Annotated in this window: 27 protein-coding genes and 1 pseudogene; 7 read left to right on the top strand and 21 right to left on the bottom strand. The window is 72.6% G+C overall.

Annotated features, from left to right (window positions below; genetic code table 11):
• Window positions 1-18 precede the first annotated feature (18 nt).
• Entirely contained in the window at window positions 19-642 is a 624-nt protein-coding gene (locus ABD335_RS17715; protein WP_344324016.1) for an NUDIX hydrolase, read from the bottom strand.
• Between the two features lie 156 nt (window positions 643-798).
• Between ABD335_RS17715 and ABD335_RS17710 the strand changes: the two genes are divergently transcribed.
• Window positions 799-1,242: an ATP-binding protein gene (locus tag ABD335_RS17710; RefSeq protein WP_344324014.1), complete on the top strand. Its 444-nt coding sequence runs from the start codon at window positions 799-801 to the stop codon at window positions 1,240-1,242.
• 26 nt (window positions 1,243-1,268) lie between these two features.
• Here ABD335_RS17710 and ABD335_RS17705 read toward each other — a convergent pair whose 3' ends face one another.
• The 6 genes from ABD335_RS17705 to ABD335_RS17680 all read right to left on the bottom strand — a co-directional run bounded on the left by ABD335_RS17705 (window position 1,269) and on the right by ABD335_RS17680 (window position 6,495).
• Entirely contained in the window at window positions 1,269-2,372 is a 1,104-nt protein-coding gene (locus ABD335_RS17705; protein ID WP_344324011.1) for a hypothetical protein, read from the bottom strand.
• A 157-nt stretch (window positions 2,373-2,529) separates the two neighbouring features.
• Window positions 2,530-2,832 carry a DUF6881 domain-containing protein gene (locus ABD335_RS17700; RefSeq protein ID WP_344324009.1) on the bottom strand — a complete coding sequence of 101 codons (303 nt, stop codon included), beginning with the start codon at window positions 2,830-2,832 and terminating at the stop codon, window positions 2,530-2,532.
• Between the two features lie 128 nt (window positions 2,833-2,960).
• Complete coding sequence (locus tag ABD335_RS17695) at window positions 2,961-3,911, bottom strand: SUKH-3 domain-containing protein (RefSeq protein WP_344324006.1); 951 nt, start codon at window positions 3,909-3,911, stop codon at window positions 2,961-2,963.
• A complete protein-coding gene (locus ABD335_RS17690) occupies window positions 3,908-4,297 on the bottom strand; it encodes a YwqJ-related putative deaminase (protein WP_344324004.1) in 390 nt (129 codons plus the stop codon). Before ABD335_RS17690 ends, ABD335_RS17695 begins: the two co-directional genes overlap by 4 nt.
• Window positions 4,290-4,763 (bottom strand): SUKH-3 domain-containing protein, encoded by a 474-nt coding sequence (locus ABD335_RS17685; protein WP_344324002.1) that lies wholly within the window; start codon window positions 4,761-4,763, stop codon window positions 4,290-4,292. The genes ABD335_RS17690 and ABD335_RS17685 overlap by 8 nt, the downstream gene beginning before the upstream one ends.
• Before the next feature lie 16 nt (window positions 4,764-4,779).
• On the bottom strand, window positions 4,780-6,495 hold the full coding sequence (locus tag ABD335_RS17680; protein WP_344324000.1) for a YwqJ-related putative deaminase: 1,716 nt from the start codon (window positions 6,493-6,495) through the stop codon (window positions 4,780-4,782).
• A gap of 433 nt (window positions 6,496-6,928) precedes the next feature.
• Between ABD335_RS17680 and ABD335_RS17675 the strand changes: the two genes are divergently transcribed.
• A complete protein-coding gene (locus ABD335_RS17675; protein WP_344323998.1) occupies window positions 6,929-7,198 on the top strand; it encodes a DUF4357 domain-containing protein in 270 nt (89 codons plus the stop codon).
• A 64-nt stretch (window positions 7,199-7,262) separates the two neighbouring features.
• Here ABD335_RS17675 and ABD335_RS17670 read toward each other — a convergent pair whose 3' ends face one another.
• The 3 genes from ABD335_RS17670 to ABD335_RS17660 all read right to left on the bottom strand — a co-directional run bounded on the left by ABD335_RS17670 (window position 7,263) and on the right by ABD335_RS17660 (window position 12,215).
• Complete coding sequence (locus ABD335_RS17670) at window positions 7,263-8,333, bottom strand: glycoside hydrolase family 43 protein (protein ID WP_344323996.1); 1,071 nt, start codon at window positions 8,331-8,333, stop codon at window positions 7,263-7,265.
• A gap of 329 nt (window positions 8,334-8,662) precedes the next feature.
• Window positions 8,663-10,093 carry a class I SAM-dependent RNA methyltransferase gene (locus tag ABD335_RS17665; RefSeq protein ID WP_344323993.1) on the bottom strand — a complete coding sequence of 477 codons (1,431 nt, stop codon included), beginning with the start codon at window positions 10,091-10,093 and terminating at the stop codon, window positions 8,663-8,665.
• Between the two features lie 79 nt (window positions 10,094-10,172).
• Complete coding sequence (locus ABD335_RS17660) at window positions 10,173-12,215, bottom strand: APC family permease (RefSeq protein ID WP_344323992.1); 2,043 nt, start codon at window positions 12,213-12,215, stop codon at window positions 10,173-10,175.
• Between the two features lie 121 nt (window positions 12,216-12,336).
• On the opposite strand from ABD335_RS17660, the gene ABD335_RS17655 reads away from it, so the two are divergent.
• Window positions 12,337-14,106 carry an SDR family oxidoreductase gene (locus ABD335_RS17655; protein ID WP_344323990.1) on the top strand — a complete coding sequence of 590 codons (1,770 nt, stop codon included), beginning with the start codon at window positions 12,337-12,339 and terminating at the stop codon, window positions 14,104-14,106.
• Here the strand turns inward: ABD335_RS17655 and ABD335_RS17650 are convergent.
• Window positions 14,045-14,431 (bottom strand): annotated as a pseudogene (locus ABD335_RS17650) (MarR family winged helix-turn-helix transcriptional regulator); the annotation flags it as partial. The gene ABD335_RS17655 and the pseudogene ABD335_RS17650 sit on opposite strands and share 62 nt — an antisense overlap.
• A gap of 153 nt (window positions 14,432-14,584) precedes the next feature.
• Here ABD335_RS17650 and ABD335_RS17645 point away from each other — a divergent pair.
• The 3 genes from ABD335_RS17645 (at window position 14,585) to ABD335_RS17635 (ending at window position 18,226) form a co-directional block, all read left to right on the top strand.
• Window positions 14,585-16,735 (top strand): MMPL family transporter, encoded by a 2,151-nt coding sequence (locus tag ABD335_RS17645; RefSeq protein WP_344323988.1) that lies wholly within the window; start codon window positions 14,585-14,587, stop codon window positions 16,733-16,735.
• A 109-nt stretch (window positions 16,736-16,844) separates the two neighbouring features.
• Window positions 16,845-17,513 (top strand): potassium channel family protein, encoded by a 669-nt coding sequence (locus tag ABD335_RS17640; RefSeq protein WP_344323987.1) that lies wholly within the window; start codon window positions 16,845-16,847, stop codon window positions 17,511-17,513.
• On the top strand, window positions 17,510-18,226 hold the full coding sequence (locus ABD335_RS17635; protein WP_344323985.1) for a potassium channel family protein: 717 nt from the start codon (window positions 17,510-17,512) through the stop codon (window positions 18,224-18,226). Before ABD335_RS17640 ends, ABD335_RS17635 begins: the two co-directional genes overlap by 4 nt.
• A gap of 59 nt (window positions 18,227-18,285) precedes the next feature.
• On the opposite strand, the gene ABD335_RS17630 is transcribed toward ABD335_RS17635, so the two are convergent.
• From ABD335_RS17630 to ABD335_RS17595, 8 genes are all read right to left on the bottom strand, one after another.
• Window positions 18,286-19,044 carry a DUF3159 domain-containing protein gene (locus ABD335_RS17630; RefSeq protein ID WP_344323983.1) on the bottom strand — a complete coding sequence of 253 codons (759 nt, stop codon included), beginning with the start codon at window positions 19,042-19,044 and terminating at the stop codon, window positions 18,286-18,288.
• A gap of 3 nt (window positions 19,045-19,047) precedes the next feature.
• Entirely contained in the window at window positions 19,048-19,458 is a 411-nt protein-coding gene (locus tag ABD335_RS17625; protein ID WP_344323981.1) for an OB-fold nucleic acid binding domain-containing protein, read from the bottom strand.
• Between the two features lie 89 nt (window positions 19,459-19,547).
• Complete coding sequence (locus ABD335_RS17620) at window positions 19,548-20,366, bottom strand: ABC transporter ATP-binding protein (RefSeq protein WP_425583675.1); 819 nt, start codon at window positions 20,364-20,366, stop codon at window positions 19,548-19,550.
• Complete coding sequence (locus ABD335_RS17615) at window positions 20,348-20,947, bottom strand: hypothetical protein (protein ID WP_344323977.1); 600 nt, start codon at window positions 20,945-20,947, stop codon at window positions 20,348-20,350. Before ABD335_RS17615 ends, ABD335_RS17620 begins: the two co-directional genes overlap by 19 nt.
• Before the next feature lie 49 nt (window positions 20,948-20,996).
• Window positions 20,997-21,197, bottom strand: a complete 201-nt coding sequence (locus tag ABD335_RS17610) for a hypothetical protein (RefSeq protein ID WP_344323975.1) — start codon at window positions 21,195-21,197, stop codon at window positions 20,997-20,999.
• 174 nt (window positions 21,198-21,371) lie between these two features.
• Window positions 21,372-22,145, bottom strand: coding sequence for a DUF3710 domain-containing protein (locus ABD335_RS17605; protein ID WP_344323973.1), 774 nt, complete (start codon window positions 22,143-22,145; stop codon window positions 21,372-21,374).
• Window position 22,146: 1 nt separating this feature from the next.
• The gene (gene dut, locus ABD335_RS17600; RefSeq protein WP_344323971.1) at window positions 22,147-22,674 is read right to left on the bottom strand and encodes a dUTP diphosphatase; all 528 of its coding nucleotides are present in this window, start codon (window positions 22,672-22,674) and stop codon (window positions 22,147-22,149) included.
• Window positions 22,671-23,255 (bottom strand): PaaI family thioesterase, encoded by a 585-nt coding sequence (locus ABD335_RS17595; RefSeq protein WP_344323969.1) that lies wholly within the window; start codon window positions 23,253-23,255, stop codon window positions 22,671-22,673. The genes dut and ABD335_RS17595 overlap by 4 nt, the downstream gene beginning before the upstream one ends.
• Before the next feature lie 58 nt (window positions 23,256-23,313).
• Between ABD335_RS17595 and ABD335_RS17590 the strand changes: the two genes are divergently transcribed.
• A complete protein-coding gene (locus ABD335_RS17590; protein ID WP_344323967.1) occupies window positions 23,314-23,769 on the top strand; it encodes a DUF3093 domain-containing protein in 456 nt (151 codons plus the stop codon).
• Window positions 23,770-23,877: 108 nt separating this feature from the next.
• Here ABD335_RS17590 and ABD335_RS17585 read toward each other — a convergent pair whose 3' ends face one another.
• Window positions 23,878-24,693, bottom strand: coding sequence for a hypothetical protein (locus ABD335_RS17585; RefSeq protein WP_344323965.1), 816 nt, complete (start codon window positions 24,691-24,693; stop codon window positions 23,878-23,880).
• Window positions 24,694-24,709: 16 nt separating this feature from the next.
• Window positions 24,710-25,009 (bottom strand): DUF4193 domain-containing protein, encoded by a 300-nt coding sequence (locus ABD335_RS17580; protein ID WP_324923248.1) that lies wholly within the window; start codon window positions 25,007-25,009, stop codon window positions 24,710-24,712.
• Window positions 25,010-25,365: the final 356 nt, after the last annotated feature.

The raw sequence follows: 25,365 nt of genomic DNA, 5'->3' as shown, positions 1-25,365 counted from the left end.
AACGAGACGGTGGGCGCGTCAGGCGGCCCGGTCCCACCAGGCGGCCAGGATGCCCCGGACCTCGTCGCTCACCCTCTCCTGCTCGGCACGGTCGGCCCACGCGTACGCGTCGTGCTCGGTGGGCACGACGGGCCCGCCGGTGGTGGCTGCGGTGAAGGTGAACTGCCGGGTGGGCCGGCCGCTCCTGGAGCGGTAGTCGAAGTGACCGAGGTAGGCGCCGACGGCGGTGACCTCCAGGCCGGTCTCCTCCCCCACCTCGCGGCGCAGGGCCTCGACGAGCGTCTCGCCGTCGTCGACACCGCCGCTGGGCAGCTCCCACAGCCCGCCGAGGTGGTCGTCGGCGGGGCGGTGCAGCAGCAGGACGCGACCCTCCGCGTCGGTGATGACGGCTCCGACCACGTGTCTGGCGATGCCGTCGGCGGCGACGACCCGGGCGGGTGCGTGACGGGTCGCGAGGTGTGCGGCGTGCCGGGCGGCCCCGGCACCGAGATCGCAGACGATCCGCCCGGAGAGGTCGCCCAGGAGTTCCGGGCCGGGGCCGCCGTCCTGGCTCCAGATCCAGTGGAAGGTCTCGGGGACGACGCGGTCGCGCTCGGCGCGGATGCGACCGTAGTGGTGCCAGAGGTCTGCGGTGGTGGTCACCCGCCCCATCCTGGCGGGCGCGGCCCGGTGCCGGGCCGCCTTCGGCGGCGTCGTCACCGAGCCGGCCGAGTGGCCCACTCGGCGTCTCCGTACGCTGACGCGCGGTACGGGGCTCGCCGCCGGCGAGGAGCATCCGGCGTCCGCCACCGTGGTCGCATGCACCTGGCAACACCCCAAGAGACCAGCAGCGTCCGCACGTTCGCCCAGCAGCTGTCCTCCACGCGCCGTGGGGCACGGCTCGCCCGGCTGCTCGCCGCCGGGCAGCTCCGCGCCTGGCCCCTGTCGCCGTCCGTGGCCGAGCGCGCCGAGCAGGTCGTGGCGGAGTTGGCCGCGAACGCCGCGCTGCACGGACGCGTGCGGGGCCGCGACTTCCGAATCGCCCTCGCCCTCGACGGCGTGACGGGCGTCCTCCTGGTCGAGGTCACCGACACCCGGGGCGACAAGGCGCCCGACCCCAACCCGGCGCCGGACCCGGACGACGAGTCCGGTCGTGGGCTGCTTCTGGTGGACGCGCTCGCCGACCGCTGGGGCACCGAGCCGTACCCGCCCAGCGGCAAGACGGTCTGGGCCGAGTTCGCCCCTCCGTCACGGCACTCGTGACGGCATCCGTCCGGGTCCGGGGCGGTCTACTCGGCTCCGGGGCCGGTCCGGATGGTGGGTGCGTCGGTCAGTGCGCCCAGGATCAGGGGAGCGTCGCGCCGCCCGGTGGCGATGAGGACCGTTCGGTCGCCGTCGCGGCATTCGATGGCGACGCCGTCGTACTCGTAGGCCGGCGCCCAGTGTTGGGGATCGTCGGGCCGGAACGCCCGGACGCGCTCCACGGTCAGCGTCTCCGGAAGCTCCCTGCGGGCGACGACCCCGGTGGGGTCCGGTGTGGCCGCCGGACGCCCGTCCCCCACCACCAGGTGGCCGAAGCCGTCCACGCTGTAGGGGACGTCCCCGTACACGGTCGCGCGCAGGCACCGCTTCCCCTTGACGGGAATCGCGACGATGTCGCCGGTGTCCTCGGCCTTCTTCATACGCCGCCGCAGCCACCAGGCCAGCAGGCAGCCCAGCCCCGCGGCGGGGGGCACACCGGCCGCCGTGATCAGGAGCGTGTCCGGCACGCTGTCCGCCGAACCGGCGAAGAAGCCCACGCAGCCCACGATGCCGGCCGTCCCCCAGAGCACGGCAAGCCCCCACGGGTAGGACGGCGCTGTGGAGGAGTAGCGGTAGCGGTACCACCAACCGGTCGACAGCGCACCGATCCCGAAGGGCAGCAGCAGGAGACCGAGGCCCAGGGGAAGCCGCCAGTCGCCGGCCGGTGACGCACGGGTCTCCTGGGTGACGGCGCCGAACTCCACGGTGCGGACGTCGCCCCGCCAGTACACCAGCGTCACCTCGTCGCCGGCGCGCACGGTGTCGTACACCGGCTCCGACCCGTCCATGTGCACCCGCAGCACGGTGTCCGAGCCCTGTTCGGTGAGGAGGAGCCAGTACCGGGCGCCTCTGCCATCGGGCTCCCTCTCCGTGTCCTCGACGATCGCCGGGACCCTCGTCGCGCACGTGTCCGCTCGCGTGCCGGCCGGGCAGGCGGGCGCGGCGGCGTACGCGCGGATGTCCGCCAACTCGCCCGGCACGGCGGCGAACAGTCCCGCGGAGACCAGCACAAGGAGCAGGCCGAAACCGACGGACAGCATCGGCCCCCACGTGCCGGACGCTCCTGCTCCCCGGCCCGTCAGGTCCGTCATCCCCACCGCCCCCTCCCGACCGTCCCCACGGTCGCATCCGGTCGTCCTCCCCGCGTTCTGCTCCGGCTCCCTCCACCCCCGGCCCGGGCGACGGGGCGTCACCGGCGCGGGTGCGTCCGGGATGATCCGTCCGTGAGGTGACCACAGCGTGGTCACCTCACGGACGTGTCGCTCCGCGCTTTTTCGACCACCGGGCCTCCCGCCAGACCTCTTCGAACTCGTCCCGAGAAATCAGAGACGCGGAGAACTCCGCTTGCGCCGCCACATCCTCGATGGGCCCCAGCGGAATCTCGCCGAGCCCGATCTCCCCCGTCTCGTGTTCGGCGTCGGCCCTCAGGAGACGGCCGTCGCGGTACCTCTGGACCTTTCGCGTCTCGTACCTGTCGGCACCGAGCTCGCTGTAGAGCACGACCGGTTCCTCGGCGTGGTCGTGGTGCCATTCGACTCTCCGGTGCTCCATTTCCGATTCTTTCCGTGCCGCGAAATCCCGTCCGTTCTCCGTCCAGCCCTCGGCGGCGACGGTGAGGGGCGGCCGAGCCGGCCGGGCCGGTGACGGTCGCCACCACGCCGTGGCACGGCCGGTCGTGGTCACCGCGCACCGGAGGCGTGGGCGTCGAGAGCGCGGGCGGCGGCCGTCACCGACTCCCCGGCCGGGCCGACGGACGCTCCGGGACCGGCGGCCAGGACAAGGGCGAGAGGCGCGGCGGGTGCCGAGCCGTCCACGGAGACCCGGCAGTCGACCGACGCCAACGGCATGGCCGTGTCCGGCGGGGGGAGCACCGAGACGGTGAGTTCCGCACCGTGCAGGACGGCACCGGCCTTCTCCAGGGCTGCGGACACCTCCCGGGCCAGGAGGCCGGCGTTCTCCTCCAGTGAGGCGGAGTGCAGGTCGAACCGCTCGTCGAACGCCACGGCCCCGAAGCCGCGCAGCGTCGTGACCAGGACGCGCAGCGCCCTGGCACTGTGGACGCCGTGGTGGTGCAGGACGTAGACGGCGACCATCGCCGCCCGCAGCGCGTCGCCCACCGGTCCGTCCCCGCCCTGGGGAAGGCGCCACTGCCACCGGCGACCCTCCAGCCGGGTCGGTGCGTGCCCCCGCGCCAGCGATTCGAGCCCGGCCGCCGGCGAGTCGCCCAGCAGCCACCATCCGCCGTGGTCGACGGCGAAGAGACGGCTCGTCTCGTCCACGGCGAGCAGCGAGTCGCCGTCCGTGCGGCCGAAGGGGAAGAGCCGTACGCCGATCGCCTCCGACAGTTCACCGAACGTGCGGTGGGCGTGCCGGGCCAGGGCAGGATCGATGACGGCTCCCGTGGCCACACAGTCCCTCCCCGGTCCGGTGGGCGGTATGCGCAGTCCATGGAATTCCCGGAGGGCCCGCTCCGCCGCGGGGAAGACACGCCACTGTGCCGGATCGCCCTCGGAGCCGACCACCGGGGACACGATGCCGACGGTCTCCGTGATGCGGAGCATCGCCTCCGTGCCGGCGTCACGGCCGGGTCTCCATCCTGCGGCGAGCAGCACTCGGCGTTCGGTGTTCATCCGCCCAGGATTCTCACACCGAGCCGATTCAGCAGCGCTGTGCAGGACCGGCACACGGGCGCGGGCAGACCGTGCTCGGGATCTCCGTGCTCGCGAATCCTCTTGGAGACGATCGCCGATTGAGCGAAATGCGGGCGCGCTTCGTCGAGGCCGGTCCACCGCCCGTCGTCGCGTTTCTCATCCAAAAGCCACATTTGATCCGAGATCAGCGCGGATTCGGCGCAGTACCCGATGAACGGCTCCCGCGACTCGACGGGGAGCGAGTCGAAGAACTCCCGCACCGCCGGGTGCAGATTCGGCTTCCCGTCCCCGGACAGATTCGTCTGGCTGACGACGGTGCCCTGTACCAGGAGAGAGGAGGCGACACCGGGGATTCGTCTAGACATAGTGGTCCTCCGCCGGGCCCTGGTCACCGGTCATGAGACTCGACAGCGCCTGCGTCCGGTCGGCGCCCAGGAAGTACGGCCCCGTGAAGTGCAGATAGAAGAACCGGCCGAGTTCGTCGACGAGCACCAGCCCGTTCTCGACGGTCTCGTACCCCACGGGGAAGAGCTTCTGCCCCAGATCGCCGGCGAGTTCCGCGATCCGTTCCGCGTCGCCCTCGTACCCCACGGCCGGGTTGGCGACGAACTTCCTCTCCGGAGCCAAGGGAACGGGGAATTCGAGCAGCACGAACTCGCGCAGGAAACGCACCGCCTGCTCGAACGGCTCCAGGGGGAACCCCTGGCGTGTGGAGTCGTCCACGCGCCACCGGATGAGGCGGTCCGCCTCGGCCGCCTCGTCCCTCTCCGGAAACCAGCCGCCCGCGCGCAGCCAGTCCTCGATCGCCTCTCGGGATGCCTGGGGCTTCATCTCCACCCTCGTGTCGTTACGGCTTTCGCCCGTGAACAGTAATGTTCAGCGCCTCCAACATCGGCTCGCAACTCCTGCACGGAGGCAGGAACGATCCGTGTTCGGTGATGCTCCCATCGGGAGCACGCATGTCGCCGATGGCCACGGTATGCATGACGCTGCCCTCCAGCGCACGCCGCGCGTCGTCCACCGTGCGGATCGACTGGCCGGTCGGGTCCAGCTGGTACAGCCGGTCCGAGATCAGGGCCACCTCGGCGCATTTTCCGTGCCCTCGCCCTTTGACCAGTTCACCGTTCGCGTCGCGTCGCTCGATGTCCGCCATGATGTCGTCGACGACGGCATGCCGCATGGGATCCTTCTGCGGCCCCTTGCCCTGCATGCTGGTGTGCGGGGTGACCACGTCATTGTGCAGAAGCACTCCCGAGCACCCCTGCGTGAGCCTGTCCCGGCCCGTCGGCTGCTGCCCCCTGGTGTCCCGGGCGTTGTCCGCCAGTTCCCTGGCCTCGGTTTCGAGGAGGCGGAGCCGCTGCGTTTCGTCCAGGTGATCCACTTGGAGGGCGTCGCGGCGATGGTGCCGCATGTTGCCCGCGGTACGTCCGTGCCAGCCCGGCTGCGGGTTCATGGGGCGGCGCTCGGGCCGACCGTCGTCGCCTCCGCCTCCGCCGTTGGGCGGGTCGTTCGGGCCGCCTCCGCCCGGGCCGCCGCCCTTCCGGCCGTCGGTGGTGTCGGGGGTGGTGAGGGCGTCGAACCTGTCCTTGGTGTTCTTGTCGTTGGTGGTGTGGGCGGTGGAGATGTTCCGCACGCCCTTGGGGAGCGCGCCGCCGAGGTGGTCGCCGAGCTGTTTGGTGGCCTTCTCCAGGGCGTCCATGCCCCGGTCGGCGACCTCGTTGACGAGGTTGGCGAGGTCGTCCTTGCCGCGGGTGCGGTTCTGGTGGCCACGGGCGGTGGACAGTCTGCCCGAGGTACGGCCCTTCATCGAGGTGCTGACGCCGTTGAGCTTGGTCGCGGCGCGGTCGTGCTCGTCGGGGTCGATGTCGAGCGTGCCGATCAGCCCGCCCAGGTGCGGCACACCGTCGGCGGAGGCGAGGGTCAGGCCGTCCTTCAGTCCCTCCTTGCCGGCGTCGCCCACCTTGTCCATGTCGACGCCGTCCTGGACGCCGAGCCCGTTCGCGGCGAGCTGGACCACCAGTTCGGCGGCCATGCTCTCCAGCGCGGCCACCGCCGGTTCGGACATGGCGGTGACGATCTGCTCCACCGCCAGGTCCGCGGCCTCCTTCAGGGCCCGCTTCACCGCGATCCGGCACGCCTGGATCGCGCCGGCGCTCAGCAGGGTGGACAGGCCGGCGGTGAACGGGGCGGCGGCCAGGCCGATGCCGATGGAGGCGGCCAAGGCGACGAGTTCGCCCACCGCGACCGCCTTGCGGCCCTCGACCAGGCCGGCGGCGGCGTCCAGTGCGCCCGCGAAGATCCGCGCCGCGTCCGCGAGGTCCTTCAGGTGCTTGCCCTTGACCTTGCCCCAGTAGCGGGAGAGGGCGTCCAACGCCTCGCTCTCCCCGGAGGAGATCAGCCGCTCCACGCCCTTGTGGGCCGCACCGGCGTCCTCGTCCACGTCGTCGGCGAAGTTCCGCAGCTCGGTCGCCATGTCGCGGTAGGCGTCCTCGTCGACGTTGGGCCAGCCGACGCCGATGATGTCGAGCATCGCGTCCGCGCCGTCGGGCAACACGTAGCCCATGCCCCAACTCCCCCCGTTCGCATGCGAGTTCGCATGTGGACATTCGAACACTGTGCCACACAGGGGTCCGCGGAGGCCCCCGAGAACGTCACACTCTCGTCACCGTCGCCCGGACCGCCCGGGGAGGGTCCGTCGGCGGCTCCCGGTACGCTGCGAGCGGGATCGGTCCAGTGGTGCGAAGGGGCTTTCCCCATGGCCGACGGATATCCGGAGTTTCGGCTGCGCCTGCCGAACGGCGGACCGGAGGCCAGAGGGCGACTGCCGAGGGAGAAGGGGACGAACGGGAGCCAGGGATTCGTGGTGCCGGCCGGTTCCCCGGCCCGACGCGAGGAGGCCGCCCTCGTTCGCCTCCCGGAAGCCGTCCTCGTACCGGCTGAGGCGGCAACTGGTCGCGGAGGGGGTGATCCGCGAGTCGGAGCGGTGGCAGGGATGGTTGGAGACCGTTCGAGACGTCGAGTGCGACTCCCCGTCGGCCGCGGCCGAGATCCTCGAGGGGCGCAGCGCCAACGGATGGACGGACTGGACGAGCCCCGACGGGCACCCGCTGGCCGACTATCTCGACCATGCCTGGTGGGGTCCCAACCGTGCCCGGCTGGTGCGTGGTTCCAACGTGACCGGCCCGGACCTCGACCGGCCGCCCGCCGGGCTGCTCGCGGAGGTCGAGTCCGTATCCCGGCGGATGTGCGCCGGGGCACCCCCGTGACCGGCCGCCGGGGGTCTCCGGCGCGGACACCGCTCGCACGGCCGGGTCGCGGCGCCCGTCACCGCTACTCGAAGAACTTCAGACCCCAGCCCGTGTCGGTGTTCGGACCGGGGACGTTGGCGCGGCTGTAGGTGGTGTTGCCCCACCAGCAGAACGTGCCGGTGTACCAGTACCGGTTCTCCCACGCGTACGGCGTTCCCTTCGGAACCGCGTGGAACATCAGGGGGAACGTCGGTCCGGCGGGCGGGCTCGTGTTGATGTCGCCGTCGAGCAGGACGAAGCTGTGGTGGCCGGGGCCGTCGACGTACAGCGTCGGGTCCCAACCGCGCATCATGGTCGCGCGGTTGGAGCCGAACAGGCAGCCGTTCGACTTGTACCAGTCCCACACGTACGTCGGGTCGCCGCCGGCCCGCAGCCTCAGGTCGGCCAGACAGTACTGGTCGCTCCAGCTGCCGTTGGCCGAGTACACGATGTGCAACTGCCCGTTCGGGTCCTTGATCGCCTCGGGTGCCTCGTTGATGAACGGATGGCCGACCACCCGCTCCCAGCTCTCCCGCGGCTGCGAGATGACGTACCGCGCGCCGGTCGGTGTGGTGGGGCTGCTCATCCGGGCGATGTAGAGGTTCTGCTCGACGTTGGTGTCGCCGGCCCAGCCCGACCAGACGAACCAGCGCTGCCCGTTGAAGGTGAACAGGGTCCCGTCGATGGCCCACTTGTCGTCGGGCAGGGCCAGCTTCGTCTCGGCGGTGTATCCGCTGTCCGGACTGGCGGAGCTGATCACGTACATCCGGTGGGCCGGTCCGCGGCCGGCCGAGAAGTAGATGTAGTAGCGGCCGCCGTCCCTGACGATCTCGGGGGCCCAGACCTCACCGAGGTCGCGGGTGTCCGACCAGACCTGCCGGGCCGGAGCCGAGGCCAGACCGGCCGTCGACGCGGCCTGCCGCACGGCGATGCCGCCGCCGGTCGACTGCACCGCGATGTAGGTGCCGCCGACCCGGATGACGCTCGGGTCCGCGGCCCGCAGACCGGTCTGTCCCGCCCGGGCAGGCTCGGCGGACGTCAGGGACATCACGGCGGCGAGGACGCCGGACAGCACGAAGGCCGCCGCGCCGGAAAGACGGCGAGAGAGTCTCATGGTCCCGTTCCCTGGTCGGCCTCCGCTTCGACGCCGGGCCGACGAGGAAGGCGGCACGGGGACGGCGTCCGGCCAGGACCGCGTCGGAGGGGGCTGCGGGGGCGAGCCTGACCGTTGAGCACCTGCGTTTCCACGCCGTGTCACATCGATGAGAGCGCTTTCACAGCATCTTTTATTGCAGCGAACATGTCAATGCATCGACGGACCGCGCCGGTCGGCGCGTCCTCGGTGGCGCGACCGGCGGTTTCCCGGGGGCACGGGCCTTGCGTGCCCCCGGTCGGAACGGCGTCACAGGCCCGCGGAGACCGCCACCTGCCGGAAACCACAGGTCAGGACTTCTTCTCCGCCGGCTTGAGGATCGCGACGCACTCCACGTGGTGGGTCATCGGGAACAGGTCGAAGGCCCGCATGAAGTGGGGGACGTAGCCCGCCGCGCCGAAGTAGGCCAGGTCGCGGGCGAGGGCCGCCGGGTCGCAGGCGACGTAGGCGATGCGGCGCGGTCCGAGGGCGGCCACCTGCTCGACCGTCTTCCGCCCGGCACCGGAGCGGGGCGGGTCCAGGACGACGATGTCGGCCTCGGTGATGCCGGTGCGCGGCAGGACCTTCTCGACCGTGCCGCGCTCGACGCGGACCCGGTCGAGGTCGGCGAGGTTGTGGCGGGCGTCCTCCACGGCGCGCTTGGAGGCCTCGATGCCGAGCACCGCGCCCTTGGGTCCGACGCGTTCGGCCAGGGCTCCGGCGAAGAGGCCCGCGCCGCAGTACAGGTCGAGCGCCATGTCGCCCTTGTGCGGGGTGAGGCCGGTCATCACGGCCTGCACCAGGAGGTCGGCGGCCTTGGGGTGGACCTGCCAGAAGCCGCCCGCGCTGATCCGCCAGGTGCGGTCGGCGGCGCGTTCGCGGACGTAGGGGCGGCCGTGGACGCGGTGGACACCGCGCTCGCCGTTCCGGCCGCGGGGCTCCTCCACCCGCATCACCGACACCGGGCGGTCCAGCTCCACCAGGGGCAGCCGTCCGCCGGGGCGGGGGGTGACCAGGACCTGACGGTCGTTGGAGCCGGTGGCGGCGACGGCCTCGACGGCGGCGGTCTGCGGCCAGGCGCGCTTCTCGACGCCCAGTTCGCTCACGCCGGGCGCGGCGATCAAACAGCGGTCGATCGGCTGGACCTCGTGGGAGCGGTGGCGGCGCAGGCCGATCCGCCCGTCGTCGTCGACGGCGTACTGCACGCGGGTGCGCCAGGCGGGCACCTCGCCCTTGGGGACCTTGTCGCCGGGGGCGGGCTCGACGGTGCCGTCCCAGCCGACGTCCTCGGCCGTCAGGCCGGCCAGCCGCTGCAGCTGTTCGGCGATGACGGACGCCTTCAGCCGGCGCTGGGCTCCGGGGGCGGCGTGCTGCCAGTCGCAGCCGCCGCACAGGCCGGGGCCGGCGAAGGGACAGGGGGCCTCGACGCGGTCCTTGGAGGCGTCGAGGATCTCCACGGCGTCGGCGCGCAGGAAACGGGAGTCCTCCCGGCCCTCGGTCACCCGCGCCACGACCCGCTCGCCGGGCAGGGCGTGGCGGACGAACAGGACCCGGCCCTCCTCGGTGCGGGCGACGCAGTGGCCGCCGTGCGCGACGGGGCCGACCTCGACCTCGTACTCCCGGCCGACCAGCGACGCGGGGGCGGCGGTCTCGTCGGCGCCGGACCGTGCTCCGGACCGAGCGTCGGACCGTGCTTCGGACCGCGCGGTGGAGGGCGTGGCAGGGGGTGTTGCGGGGGACATGGGGTGTCGCTCCAGAAAGTGGGGTGCGCCAAGGACGGCAGTCGTCCAGCCTACCGCCCGCGCGGGAGTGCCCCGCCGGCTACGGTTCGTGCCGGTCCGTCGAGCCGACCGGGCCGCGCCGCACCGCGCCGGGCGCGCTCCACTCCGCGCGCCGGCGGGCGCGCAGGCGGGCGCGTTCGGAGGACTCCAGCTGGTAGGGCACGGAGGTCACCATCACGCCGGGGGTGAACAGCAGGCGTCCCTTCAGGCGCAGGGCGCTCTGGTTGTGCAGCAACTGCTCGTACCAGCGGCCGACGACGTACTCGGGGATGTAGACGCTGATCACGTCGCGCGGGCTGCTGCGGCGCAGGCTCTTGACGTACTCCACGACGGGCCGGGTGACCTCGCGGTAGGGCGAGTCGAGGGTCTTGAGGGGGACGTCGATGCCGCGCCGGTTCCACTCCGCGCGCAGGGCGCGGGTCTCCTCGGGGTCGACGTTGACGCTGAGGGCCTCCAGGACGTCGGAGCGCACCAGCTTGGCGTAGGCGATGGCCCGCAGCGTCGGCTTGTGGATCTTGGAGACGAGGACGATGGAGTGGACCCGCGAGGGGCGGGTCATCTCGTCGCGGCCCTCGTCCTCCGCCAGTGCCAGTTCCTCGGCCACCTGGTCGTAGTGCCGTCGGATGCCGGTCATCAGCGCGTAGAAGAACGCCATGCCGAGGAGGGCGACCCAGGCGCCGTGGCCGAACTTGGTGACCAGCACCACGACCAGGACCAGTCCGGTGAAGAAGGCGCCGAAGGCGTTGATGGCGCGCGAGCGCATCATCCGGCGGCGGGCGGCGGGGTCGGCCTCGTCGGCCAGCCGGCGGTTCCAGTGCCGGACCATGCCGACCTGGCTGAAGGTGAAGGAGACGAAGACGCCGACGATGTAGAGCTGGATCAGCCGGGTGGAGTCCGCGTCGTAGGCGTAGACCAGGGCGCCCGCGGCGACGGCGAGCAGCACGATGCCGTTGGAGAACGCCAGCCGGTCGCCGCGGGTGTGGAGCTGGCGGGGCATGAGGCGGTCCTGGGCGAGGATCGAGCCGAGGACGGGGAAGCCGTTGTAGGCGGTGTTGGCGGCCAGGAACAGCACCAGCGCGGTGGCCGCGGCCAGCAGCAGGAACGGCGGCGAGCCGTCGCCGAAGACGGCGGCGGAGACCTGGGCGATGACCGGGTCCTGGTGGTAGTCGGGGCCGGCGGGAACGCCGTCGATGAGGATGTCCCGGGCCGGGGTCTCGGACATCTTCACGTTCGTGGCCAGGGCCAGGGCGATGATGCCGCAGAACATGGTGACGGCCAGGCCGCCCATGAGGGCCAGGGTGGTGGCGGCGTTGCGGCTCTTGGGGCGGCGGAAGGCGGGGACGCCGTTGCTGATGGCCTCGACGCCGGTGAGGGCGGCGCAGCCGGAGGAGAAGGCCCGCAGCAGCAGGAACAGCAGCGCGAACCCGGCCAGGTCGCTCTGTTCGGCCAGGACCTGGTAGTCGGCGCTGGGCGCCCTCATGGTGTCGTCCAGGACGAACCAGCGGAAGGCGCCCCAGGCGATCATGATCAGGACGCCGGCGACGAAGACGTAGGTGGGGATGGCGAAGATCGTGCCGGACTCGCGCACGCCGCGCAGGTTCATCATGGTCAGCAGCGCGATGATCGCCAGGGCCACCCCGACCTTGTTCTCGGCGACGAACGGCACGGCCGAGCTGAGGTTGTCCACGCCCGCGGTGACCGACACGGCCACCGTCAGCACGTAGTCCACGAGGAGGGCGCTGGCGACGGTGCGTCCGGCGCGGGGGCCGAGGTTGACGGTGACGACCTCGTAGTCGCCGCCGCCGGAGGGGTAGGCGTGGACGTTCTGCCGGTAGGACGCCACCACCGTGAACATGAGCACGACAATGGCCAGCGTGATCCACGGACCGTAGTGGTAGGCGGAGAATCCCGCGATGGAGAGCACCATCAGGACTTCGCCCGGAGCGTAGGCGACCGACGACAGGGGGTCGGAGGCGAAGACGGGCAGGGCGATGCGCTTGGGCAGGAGCGTCTCGGTGAGCCGGTCGCTCCGCAGCGCACTGCCGATCAGAATCCGTTTGGACACGTCGGTCAGCTTGGACACGCATGGGATCGTATGCCGTGTCCGTCCGGACGGACCAACCGCCGTCCCGGGAGGTCGGCGGCGGTACGCGATCCGCGGTCGCCCGGTTGCGGGGCGTGCCGGCGGAGCCAAACATGGCCGTATGGGCGATCACGAGAGCCGCGACGGGACGCCGGCCGCGCACGCCGGCCGGCCGCCGCGCTGCCTGGTCACCGGGGCCACCGGCTACCTGGGCGGACGGCTCGTGCCCGAGCTGCTGGCGGCCGGGTACGCGGTCCGCTGCCTGGCCCGCACCCCCGGCAAGCTCCGCGACCACCCCTGGGCCGAGGAGGTCGAGACCGTCCGCGGCGACGTGTCGGACGCCGACTCGGTGGGCGCGGCGCTGGAGGGCGTGGACGTCGCCTACTACCTGGTGCACTCCCTCGGCGGCGGCCCCGACTTCGAGGCGGCCGACCGCGAGGCGGCCCGGATCTTCGGCGAGCGGGCCCGGGCGGCGGGGGTGCGCCGGATCGTCTACCTCGGCGGACTGACCCCGCGCGGCGTTCCCGAGGAGCGGCTCTCGCCCCACCTGCGCTCCCGGGCCGAGGTGGGCCGTCTGCTGCTGGACTCCGGCGTGCCGACGGCCGTGCTGCGGGCGGCGGTGGTGATCGGCTCGGGCTCGGCGTCGTTCGAGATGCTGCGCCACCTGACCGAGCGGCTGCCGGTGATGGTCACCCCGAGCTGGGTGCGCACCCGGCTCCAGCCGATCGCCGTCCGCGACGTGCTGCGCTACCTGGTCGGCTGCGCCGCCCTGCCGCCCTCGGTGAACCGGACCTTCGACATCGGCGGTCCGGACGTCCTGACGTACCACGGGATGATGCGGCTCTACGCCCGGGTGGCCGGGCTCCCCCGGCGCGTCATCCTGCCGGTGCCGGTGCTCTCCCCCCGGCTGTCCAGCCTCTGGATCGGCCTGGTCACCCCGGTGCCCCCCGCGCTCGCCCGGCCGCTGGCGGAGTCGTTGCGGCACGAGGTGGTCTGCGCCGAGCACGACATCGCGCGGTACGTGCCGGACCCGCCGGGCGGCCTGCTGAGCCTGGAGGAGGCGCTGCGCCTGGCCCTGCGGCGGGTGAAGGAGGCGCAGGTCGCCACCCGCTGGTCCTCCGCGTCCGTGCCCGGCGCCCCCAGCGATCCGCTGCCCACCGACCCGAGCTGGGCGGGCGGCAGCCTCTACACCGATCGACGGGAGCGGGTGGTCGCCGCCCCGCCCGAGACGCTGTGGCGCGTGGTGGAGGGCATCGGCGGCGAGAACGGCTGGTACTCCTTCCCTCTGGCCTGGGCGGCACGGGGTTGGCTGGACCGGCTGGTCGGCGGGGTGGGGCTGGCCCGGGGACGGCGGGACGCGGCACGGCTGCGGGCGGGGGACTCGCTGGACTTCTGGCGTGTGGAGGAGATCGAACGGGGGCGGCTGCTGCGCCTGCGGGCGGAGATGCGGCTGCCCGGCCTGGCCTGGCTGGAGCTGAGGGTGGACCGCGATCCGTCGGGGCGGACGGTCTACCGGCAGCGCGCGCTGTTCCACCCCCGCGGGTTGGCCGGCCACGCGTACTGGTGGGGCGTCGCGCCGTTCCACGCCGTGGTGTTCGGCGGCATGGCGCGCAACATCGCCGCGGCGGCCGAGGCGGAGGCCGCGGAAACGGGCGTGGGGAAGGGCCCGGGGGCAGGAGTGGCGGCGGCCGGTACCGGGAAGACGGGCACCATCGGCGCCGAACGACGCCGGTGGCCGTCGTTCAGGGGCGGGTCGGGGCCTCGTCGGGGCGACGCGGCGCGGCCGGCTCCTCGCTCGTGGCGGCGTTCATTGAGGCGTTCATGGCGGAACTCATTGAGGCGTTCATGGCGGCCAGGAACCGCACGACGACGCGGAGCTCGGCGTCGCTGAACCGCTGCCGGACGGCGTCGGTGGCCCGCGCGAGGGGACGGAAGTACTCGCGGGCCACCTCCCGGCCCCGAGGGGCGTAGTGGAGGTGGACGATCCTGCGGTCGGCCGAGTCCCGGACGCGCCGGATGTGGCCCGCGCGCTCCAGCCGGTCCAGGCACGCGGTGACCGCGCCGGAGGTGAGCTGGAGCCGCTCGCGCAGCAGGCCGGGGGTGACGGGCCCCTCCTCCTCGCCGTCCAGGATCTCCACCAGGGCCTGCACGTCGGTGGGGTGGAGCCCCTGGGACCGGGCGAAGTCGTGTGCCATCCGACTGAACTCGCCGTTCATGCGGCGCAGCAGCACGGCGAACGCCTGGAGGCTGGTGGGGTCGTCCGATTCGCTCACTCCCCCACGATATAAAGTCTTGGTCGTCAAGTTTCTCAACCATAAAGATATCCGCCCGTGGCGGCGGAGCTCGCATCCTTCAGGTCAGGGGAGTCCATGAAACCCACACCGCGCGCCCTCCGGTGGCTGGTGCCCTCGGCGCTGATCGTCGTCTGGCTGGCGATCGGGGGCGTCTTCGGGCCCTACGCGGGGAAGATCGGCGAGGTGGCCGTCAACGACCAGGCGTCCTTCCTGCCCGAGAGCGCCGAGTCGACACAGGTGATCGAGGAGCAGAAGGCGTTCCGGACCGCCGAGACCGTACCCGCCGTCGTCGTCTGGGAGGCCGAGGACGGACGGCTCGACGTGGGGCAGCGCGAGCAGGCCGGCCGCGTCCTGGCCGGGCTGGCCGACGCCCCCGGCGTGGAGGGCCGCCCCTCCCCCGCGGTGCCGTCGGAGGACGGCGAGGCGCTCCAGGGCGTGGTGCAGCTCTCCCCCGACCTCGACGAGGGGCTCCCCGACGTGATCGACTCCCTCCGCGAGGCCGCGGGGAAGGTCGAGGGCACCTCCGTCCACGTCGCCGGGCCGGCCGCCACCCAGGCCGACCTCTCCGAGGCGTTCGCCGGGATCGACGGGCTGCTGCTGGCCGTCGCGCTGATCGTGGTGCTGCTGATCCTGCTGCTGGTCTACCGCAGCGTGCTGCTGCCGCTGGCCATCATCCTCGGCTCCGTCTTCGCCCTCTCCCTGGCCTGCGCGATCGTCTACTTCCTGGCCAAGGAGGACCTGGTCCGGGTGGACGGCCAGGTGCAGGGCATCCTGTTCATCCTCGTCATCGGCGCCGCCACCGACTACGGGCTGCTGCTGTCCGCCCGCTTCCGCGAGGAGTTCGCCCTGCGCGGCGACCGGCTCGCGGCCGGCCGGGCCGCGCTGCGCCGCTCCCTGGGCGCCATCACCGCCAGCGGGGCCACCGTCGCCCTGGCCCTGCTCGCGCTGCTCCTGAGCGACCTGCGCAACAACCGGGCCCTCGGCCCCGTGGGCGCCATCGGCATCGCCTGCGCGATGCTCGGCGCCCTGACCTTCCTGCCCGCCGTGCTCGTCGCCCTGGGCCGGGCCGCGTACTGGCCCGCCCGCCCCAAGCCGCCCGCCGATCCGGCCGAGCCGGGGTCCGCGACCGGGGTGTGGGGCAGGGTCGCCTCCCTGGTGGACCGCTCCCCGCGCCGGGTGTGGGCCGTCTCGCTGGTGTGCCTGGCGGTCGCCGCCGCGTTCTTCCCGACGCTCTCGTCCAGGACCGTGCCGCTGAGCGAGACCTTCGTGGGCGAGGCGCAGTCCGTCACCGCCCAGGAGAAGCTGACCGAGCACTTCCCCGGCGGCTCCGGCAACCCCGCGGTGATCATCGCGAACGCCGACCGCGCACGGGAGGTCACCGCCGCCGCGCGGGGCACCGAGGGCGTGGCCTCGGCCGCGCCGGTCGCCTCCTCCGGCCGCCCCGGCGGAGGCGAGCCCCTGGTCGTCGACGGCCGGGTGAGCGTCCAGGCGACGCTGTCGGGCGCGAGCGACTCCGAGGAGGCCCTGCGGACCGTGGAGCGGCTGCGCGAGTCGGTGCACGCGGTGGACGGCGCGGACGCGCTGGTCGGCGGCTACACCGCCCAGCAGCTCGACGCCCAGGACACCGCGCGGGAGGACCGCGCGGTCATCATCCCCGTCGTCCTGGTCGTCATCCTGGTGATCCTGATGGGGCTGTTGCGCTCCCTGGTGCTGCCGGTGCTCCTGGTGGCGACCGTGGCCCTGAACTTCCTGGCCACCCTCGGCATCGCCGCCCTGGTCTTCGAACACCTCCTCGGCTTCAGCGGAACGGACCCCTCCATCCCGCTCTACGGCTTCGTGTTCCTGGTCGCGCTGGGCGTGGACTACAACATCTTCCTGATGACCCGCGTCCGCGAGGAGGCGCTGCGCCACGGCACCCGGCTGGGCGTGCTCAAGGGGCTGACCGCCACGGGCGGGGTGATCACCTCGGCCGGGGTGGTGCTGGCGGCCACCTTCGCCGCGCTGGTGGTGATCCCGCTCTCCTTCATGGTGCAGATCGCCTTCATCGTCGCGTTCGGCGTCCTGCTGGACACCGTCGTCGTCCGCTCCCTGTTGGTCCCCGCCCTCACCCGGGACATCGGCCCCGCCGTGTGGTGGCCGAGCGCGCTGCGGCACCGCGCCGACGCGCCGCGACGCGACGGGGTCCGGGAGGACCGGGAGGAGCCCCGCCCGTCGGACGCCGGGTAGCGTTACGGCCGGACAACCCTTCAGCGGGTGCCCCCGACGGGGCGGGAAGGATGATGAGCGATGCCGGCCAGGGTCGTCACGACAGGAGAAGGTACGGGGTAGCGGCCTTATGCACATCGTCATCATGGGGTGCGGGCGCGTGGGCGCCGCGCTCGCGCAGACCCTGGAGCACCAAGGGCACACGGTCGCGATCATCGACCGGGATCCCACGGCCTTCCGCCGGCTGGGCCCGGCCTTCGGCGGACGCCGTGTGGAGGGGGTCGGCTTCGACCGGGACGTCCTGCGCGAGGCGGGGATAGAGGAGGCCGGGGCGTTCGCCGCGGTCAGCAGCGGCGACAACTCCAACATCATCGCGGCCCGGGTGGCGCGCGAGATGTTCGGCGTGGAGAACGTGGCGGCCCGCATCTACGACCCCCGTCGCGCCGAGGTCTACCAGCGGCTGGGCATCCCCACCGTCGCCACGGTCCGCTGGACGGCCGACCAGATGCTGCGGCGGCTGCTGCCGTCCGGCGCGGAGCCGCTGTGGCTGGACCCCACCGGCGGCGTCCAGCTCGCCGAGGTCCACGCCTCCACGGCGTGGGTCGGGCACCGGGTCAGCCGGCTCCAGCAGGAGACGGGCACCCGGGTCGCCTTCATCACCCGTCTGGGGGAGGCGATGCTGCCCACGTCCGACACGGTGATCCAGGAGGGCGACCTGATCCACGTGATGATGCGCTGCGACCAGGTCGGCGACGTGGAGGCGGCGTTCTCCAGGGGACCGGAAGGAGGGACACGGTGAGGGTGGCGATCGCCGGGGCCGGGGCGGTGGGCCGCTCCATCGCCGCGGAACTGCTGGAGAACGGCCACGAGGTGCTGCTGATCGACAAGTCGCCCGCCGCCATCGCGGTGGAGCAGGTGCCGCAGGCCGAGTGGCTGCTGGCCGACGCCTGCGAGATCACCTCGCTGGACGAGGCGGCGCTCCAGCGCTGCAACGTCGTGATCGCCGCGACGGGCGACGACAAGGTCAACCTCGTGGTCTCGCTGCTGGGCAAGACCGAGTACGGGGTGCCGCGCGTCGTGGCGCGGGTGAACAACCCCAAGAACGAGTGGCTGTTCAACGAGTCCTGGGGCGTCGACGTGGCCGTCTCGACCCCGCGGCTGATGTCCGCGCTGGTCGAGGAGGCGGTCAGCGTCGGCGATCTGGTCCGGCTGCTGCGGTTCAGCCAGGGCGACGCCAACCTGGTGGAGCTGACCCTGCCCCCGGAGTCGGCGCTGGCCGGCACCCGGGTGGGCGATGTGCGGTGGCCGGAGGACACCTCGCTGGTGACGATAATCCGCGGCAGCCGGGTGCTGACCCCCACCGCCGAGGACTCCCTGGAGGAGGGCGACGAGCTGCTGTTCGTCGCCGCGCAGGCCCGCGAGGGCCAGTTGGAGGAGCTGCTGTCGGCGCGGCGCGAGCCGGAGCGCCCGCGCCGTGAGGACCACCCGGAGGAGTCGGGCGAGGAACTCTAGGGGCCCTCTTCCGACCGACCCGGACCGACCCCGGACGGCCGGGGTCGGTCGGGGCGGGCTCAGGAGTCCGTCCGCGCCTCGTCCGTCCGGTACTCGGACCGGAGCCGCTCGCGTTCCCGCTCCGCGGCCTCCTCCGCCTCCATCTCGGCGATCACGTCGATCGGCGGCGGGGCCTTGGCCAGGAAGACGTAGGTGAGGTAGACGCACAGCAGCATCGGCGGGATGCCGAGCGCCACCTTCACCCAGCCGAGCTGGGTGACGTCGCCCCAGAAGTAGATGGGGAAGAGGATCGCCGACTTGCCCAGCAGGATCAGGCCCCAGGCCCAGGTCGCCTTGGTGTACGCCTTCAGCCGGCCGGGGTTGCGGGTGCGCCAGGAGAGGTTCTCGCGCATGAGCGGCCCGAGCAGCACGCCGATCAGCGGGAAGCGGAACATCGCCGAGAGGCAGTACGCGATCGCCAGGCCCAGGGTGTAGAGCATGCCGGGCAGGTAGAAGTTCTTCGCGTCGTCCGAGATCATCGCGAAGACCGCGCCGATGGCGACCCCGAAGACCCCGCTGAAGGCGTGCTTGAGGGTCTCGCGCCGCACCAGGCGGGCCAGGGCGAGCACCACGCTCAGGCCCAGGGCGGCGACGGCCGCGAGGTGCATGTCCCGCTCGATCGTGTAGATCAGCACGAAGACCAGACCGGGCACGGTGGTGTCCACCATGCCCCGTACTCCTCCGAACGCCTCCAACAGGGCCTTGTCCGTCACCGTCGGGCCGGACGCGTCGGCCCCGGCCTCCTCCGTGCCGGCGGCCGGCTTGTCGAGAGAGGTCACCCGCTACTCCTGTCCGCTGTCCTGTCCGATGGGGCGCAGCTCGTACTTGGGGTTGAACAGCACCGGACGGCCGCGGTTCATCGCGATCCGGCCGGAGGCGATCAGCCTGCGGCCCGGTTCTATGCCCGCGATGGACCGCCGCCCCAGCCACACCAGATCCAGGGGCGCGGACCCGTCGAACAGCTCCGCCTCCAGCGCGGGCACTCCGGCCCGGGGACGCTGCGTCACCGTGCGCAGCGTACCGGCCACCTTGACGATCTGCCGGTCGCCGCAGTCGCAGATGCGGGTGCAGCCGTTGGCCTCGGTGTCCTGACGCAGCTCGGCGGAGAGCAGGTCCTCGGGCGAGGACGACAGCCGGCCGAGCAGGCGCCGCAGCCGGCCGCCCTGCTTCTCGAGTCGGGTAACGCCACTCATGCGGCCAGCGTACCCGCGCCCCTCACCGGGGGTAACTCCGTCGGGGGCCCGGAGGCCGGATGTGTCGAGCGTCGCGTCGTGGCCGTGTCTCAGGGCCGGGTGGGGACCGGCCGGAGCTCCGGGCCCGCCTCCCTCAGCAGGCCGTCCCGCAGCTCCAGGACGCGGTCGGCGCGGGAGAGCAGCCGGGGGTCGTGGGTGGCAACCAGGGCGGTGCCCTCCCGGCGGCGCACCAGGGTGTAGAGCAGCTCCAGGACGGCGGGCCCGCACGCGTCGTCGAGCTGTGCGTCGGGCTCGTCGGCGACGAGCAGCGCGGGACGGTTCGCCAGGGCGCGGGCGAGCGCGACGCGCTGCCGCTGGCCGCCGCTCAGCTCGTCGGGCCGCTGCCCGGCCCGGTCGGCGAGGCCGACCTCGGAGAGCAGCCGGGCGACCCTCTCGTCGCGCTCGTGCGGCGGTACGTGGCGCAGCCGCAGCGGTACGCCGACGTTCTCGGCGGCGGTGAGGACGGGCAGCAGGCCCGAGGAGGGGAAGACGAAGCCGATGCGGTCGCGGCGCAGCCTGAGCCGCTCCTGCTCGCCCAGCTCGTCCAGCCGCACGCCGTCGACGGTGATCCGGCCGGAGACGGGGCTGTCGAGCCCGCCGACGAGACCGAGGAGGGTGCTCCGACCGGCGCCGGGGCGTCCGGTGACCACGACGAACTCCCCCTGCCGGACGGTGAGCGACACACCGCGCAGGACATGGGTGACGGTGGGCTCCCGACCGTAGGAGTGGTGCAGATCCTCGACCTCGACCACGGTGCTCACACGGCCTCCCCCTTCCGGACCCCCGGACGGTGCCGAGCCTAGCGCCCCGTCCGTCGCCGCCGTCGGCGAACGGCCTCCGCCGCCGCCCGCTAGCGGTCCTTCTCCCAGGTGACGACGTCGAGCATGTACCCCGTCTCGGCCCTCTCCCTCAGGTGGACGAAGGCGGTCCGTCCCTCGCTCGTCCGCACGCACAGGGACGTCCCGACCTCGCTCCACATGTCGACCGCCCCCGTGACGGCGTACCTGACCAGGGAGTCGTCGCACTCCGCCCGGGTGGGCGTGCGGTCGTCCTTCCACTCCGCCGTGGTCACCATCGACGAGATCCCGGTCATCGACAGGGGGAAGTAGTACAGGTCCGTGCCGCCGGACACGAGGGGGTTCGACGCGTCGGAGTGCCCCGGCGGATCGGAGTCGAGGTCGATCTCGGCGGTGATCAGGACCTCTCCCGAGAACCTGACCGTCCCGGGCGTCGTCCTGGGCTCCCTCCCCAGGTCGTCTCCGGGTTCGAGTCCGTCGGAGGGGCTCTCCGCGCCGGGCCGGGGCTCGCGCCCGCCGGCGTTTCCGCCGCCTCCGCTCCGCAGGTCGTTGCCCTTGTTGCCGTCCCCGCAGATGGCCGAGTCCTTGCAGATCATGCTCCCGCAGCCGGTCACCGCGGCCAGACAGAGCGGCACCGCGAGGACCGCGGCCACGGCGGACGCGGTCCTCCCGCCCCGCGCCCGGAGGCCGCCCCGGAACCGCTCACCCATCGGATTCCGACGCGCTCGGCGCGTTCACCGTGTTGTCCTGGTTGCCGTCGCCGCAGACGGCCCCGCTGTGGCAGTCGTTGTCGCTCCGGCCGACGGTCTGCTGGACGGTGAAGATCCCGACGACCGCCAGGGCCACCGCCGCGACGGCCCCGACGACGTAGATCCACACCCTCCGACGATCCGGTCCGCTCATGGACACGGCATCCCCCACTTCCCCATGGCCCCCCATGGATCCCTTCGAAGTGGGCTCATGGTGACATGACACGCATTCCCGCGTCAGGGGATCGAGCGCGGAGAGCCCGTGGAAGGACGGGGGGACGACGGGAGCCCCGCCGTTTCCACGGCGGGGCTCCCGTCGGGGACCGGTTCAGCGGACCTCGGTGATCTCCGGGCCGCGCTGGAGCTTGTCGATGCCCCCGGCGAAGCGGGAGCCCGCCTCGGCCGGCTCCTGCTGGACCCCGTCGGGCACCATCTGGGCGTCGCTCGGCAGCTTCAGGACGATCGGGTCGCGCGGGGCCATCGGGCCGTCGCCGCGCACCACGACCGTGTCGCGGAAGATCTGCTCCAGCAGTCCGGCGGCCTGCGGCTGCACCGCGCCCTGGCCGGAGATGACACCGCGCAGGAACCAGCGGGGGCCGTCCACGCCGACGAAGCGCACGACCTGCATGCCGCTCTTGCCGTCGGGGAGCTGGACCGGCACCTGGGCGCGCAGCTCCCAGCCCAGCGGACCCTCGACCTCGTCGACGATCCCGCCCTGCTTGGTGATGCCGCCGGCGATCTCCTCGCGCACCTCGTCCCAGATGCCCTCGCGCTTGGGGGCGGCGAACGCCTGGAGCTGGATGGCGCTGTCCTTCAGCACGATCGTCGCGGCGACGATCGCGTCGCCGGCGACCTCCACCCGCAGTTCCATGCCCGGCACGCCGGGCACGAACAGACCGCCCAGGTCGACTCGGCCCTCCCCCGGCGCGTGCAGTTCGCTCACGTCCCAGGGGCCGTCCGGCCGGGGCGCCGGGGGCAGCTTCACCCGGGACTGTGCGGCGGACCCGTCCGACGCGTCGGCGCTCTCGTCGGATCGTTCCGTCTCGAACTCGTCCGAGGCGCCCTCGGGCTCTACCTTCTTCTTGCGACGACGTCCGAACACGTCACTGTCCCTTCAGGTCCGCGGCCTCGTCGGCCGCGACCGCAGCGTAATGGTTGTGCTGTGCAGCATGGTCCTGTGCGGCGTGGCCGCCCGTGGAGCCGAAGCCCCCCGCCGCTCGCGCCGAGTCGGGCAGTTCCCCCACCTCGTGGAAGCGCACCTTCTCGACCTGCTGGACGACGAGCTGGGCGATGCGGTCGAACCGCTCGAACCGCACGCTCTCGCGCGGATCCAGGTTGGCCACGATCACCCTGATCTCCCCACGGTACCCGGCATCGATGGTTCCGGGGGCATTCACGAGGCAGACCCCGCAGCGAGCGGCCAGGCCCGATCGTGGATGCACGAAGGCGGCGTACCCCTCGGGCAGGGCGATGGAAACCCCCGTGGGCAGCACGGCCCGCTCTCCGGGGGCCAGTTCGGCGGGCTCGGTGGTGACCAGATCGCAGCCCGCGTCGCCGGGGTGGGCGTAGGAGGGGATCGGCACCTCGGGGTCGAGGCGGCGGATCAGCACGTCGAGGGGCGGTCGGCTCACGGGTTCACCTCGAAGGCCCGGGCGCGTCGGACGGTGTCGGGGTCGGCCATGGCCGCCTCGATCTCCTCCTTGCGTCCGTTCTCCACGAAGTGCTCGACCTTCACCTCGACGAAGAGCGCGTCGGCGCGGACCGCGAGGGGACCGTCGGGGCCGCCGATACGGCCCGTGGCGGTGCAGTAGATCTTGCGCCCGTGGCGGGCGACGGCCCGCGCCTCCAGGTACAGCACGGAGTCCACGGGCACGGGCCGCAGGAAGTCGGTCTCCAGCCGCCCGGTGACCGAGATGGTCTGCATCAGCCAGTTGAGAGAGCCCAGGATCTCGTCCATGGCCGTGGCCAGCAGCCCGCCGTGGGCGAGGCCGGGCGCCCCCTGGTGGGCCGGCCGGACGGTGAACTCCGCGGTGACGCCGACGCCCTCACCCGCCCGCGCCTCCAGGTGCAGTCCGTGCGGCTGTTCGGCGCCGCAGCCGAAGCACTGGGCGTAGTGCGCGCCCAGCGGTTCGCCGGGCGCGGGGGCGTCGGGGTGACGCACCGGGGCCTCGGCGTCCTCCGGGGGTGTCAGGGATGTCTTGGTGTCACTCACGGATGCTGACCTTACCGCCGGGTCAGGGGCCCGGTCTCGGGCGTGCCAAGCTGGAGCCATGCTCTCTTCCGGCGTGTTGTACGACGAGCGGCTGACCGCGCCTCGCTCCTGGTGGTCGATCACGGTTCTGACGGGGATCTCCGTCGGTCTGGCCCTGTTCCCCTACGGCCTCCTGGCCGCGCTGGGCGGCCTGGTGGTGGGCACGGCCCTGGCCGCCGTCGGGGTCAGTGCCTACGGCTCGGCCCGCGTCCGTGTGATCGGGGACGCCCTGGTGGCGGGGGAAGCCCGCGTTCCGGTGTCGGCGCTGGGCGAGACGCACGTCCTGGACGCCGAGGAGGCCCGGGCCTGGCGCACCCACCGCGCCGATCCCCGCGCGTACATGCTGCTGCGCAGCTACATCCCCACGGCCGTCCGCATCGAGGTCGTCGACCCCGAGGACCCCACCCCGTATCTCTACCTGTCCACCCGTAGGCCGCGGGCCCTGGCCGACGCCCTGGAGAAGGCCCGCGCGTGAGCGACCGCCCGGCGCCCGCCGGGCGGTGGTGCGGCCCGTGCGCCGGTGCCGCGTGCGACGGAGGGGCGGGGGCGACGAAGGGGACGGCCGAGGGGGAGAGGCACGCCTTCAGTCGCCGGCCTCCACCGCGCGCCGGTCCTCGTCGACCCCTCCGCCGGCGGGGAGGGCGTCCCAGGGGACCCGCCGCTCGCGCAGGTCGCGGCGGATCCGCTCCGCCAGTCTGCCGGTGTCGCGCCGGTTCATCAGCGCCCCCACGGCCGCGCCGATCATGAACGGCGTGAGGTTGGGGAGGTTGCGCACCGTGCGCCTGAGAAGTCTTTGGCGCAGGCTGCGCCTCATGTGACCGCCGAAGGCGGCGCCGAACGACGCGGGCCTGGACAGCTCTATGCCGCGCTCCTCGGTCCACTCGGTGAGGTACACCGCCGCCCTCTGCCGGGCGTTGCCGGGCGGACGCAGACCGTAGACCTCGTGCAGCTCGGCGATGAGCTTGAGTTCCACGGCGGCCACCCCGGCGACCTCGGCGGCCAGTTCCGCGGGCATCGCCGGGGGCACCGGCAGCATCGCCGAGGCGCCCACGCCGGCGCCGACGGTGGCGGTGCCCTTCATGGCTCCGGATATGAGCCTGTCGGCCATCTCCTCGGGCCCCAGGCCCGGGAACTGCCGGCGGAGCGTGGCCAGGTCGCGGACGGGGATCCTGGGCGCGATGTCGACGATCCGGTCGGCCACCACGCCCAGGAACGCTCTGACCGTGCCGCGCCCGCGCGGTCCCCGCTCGTGCCTGTCGTGTGCCCGCGCCTCCCCGAGGCGCCGCAGCCCCCGGACACGGGTGGCTGCGGACCCGGGTGCGGGTACGGGTGCGAGCGGGGCCTCGGGGTCCTTTCGGTCCGGGCCCCGCTCGCCGTCACGCGCGTCGTCGACCGCCATCAGCCGGCGCTCCGGCTCAGGCCGCGCAGTCGCGGCAGATGGGCTGGCCGTTCTTCTCCGCGGCGAGCTGCGAACGGTGGTGCACCAGGAAGCAGCTCATGCAGGTGAACTCGTCGGCCTGGCGAGGCAGCACCCGGACGGACAGCTCCTCGTTGGAGAGGTCCGCGCCGGGCAGTTCCAGGCCCTCGGCCTGCTCGAACTCGTCGACGTCGACGGTCGAGGCGGCCTTGTCGTTCCGGCGGGCCTTCAGCTCCTCGATGCTGTCCTCGTTGACGTCGTCGTCGGTTTTGCGTGGAGTGTCGTAATCGGTTGCCATGTCGCTCTCCCCCTCTGGGTGTCTGCGGTGTCTCCAGCGCACGTAACGCGCGAGAGGCCGGACTTGTGCCCGACCCGAGGCGCAGATTTTGCCTCACATCAAGCCCTGTTACTCAATCGACACCCAACCGCGCCCCTGATGGGGTGATGAAGCCGGCCGTCGACCGGGACCGAGAACGGCCCGAAAGGTGCACTTCACGCACACCGTTCCCCCTGCTTTCCACGATCACGACCTGCGGAAACATGGATTTTCCGGCATTTTTCGGCAGGCTCTCGACCGCGGTTCGCACGTGACCAAAAAATCGTGTGTGTGATCGATCACAACGATGAAACAAGAGGGACACTTCACCCACATCA

This window comes from Streptomyces macrosporus (assembly GCF_039533145.1).
Classification (GTDB): Bacteria; Actinomycetota; Actinomycetes; order Streptomycetales; family Streptomycetaceae; genus Streptomyces; species Streptomyces macrosporus.
Note: the sequence above shows the minus strand (reverse complement) of the source record. Positions and strands in the feature narration are given on the sequence as shown.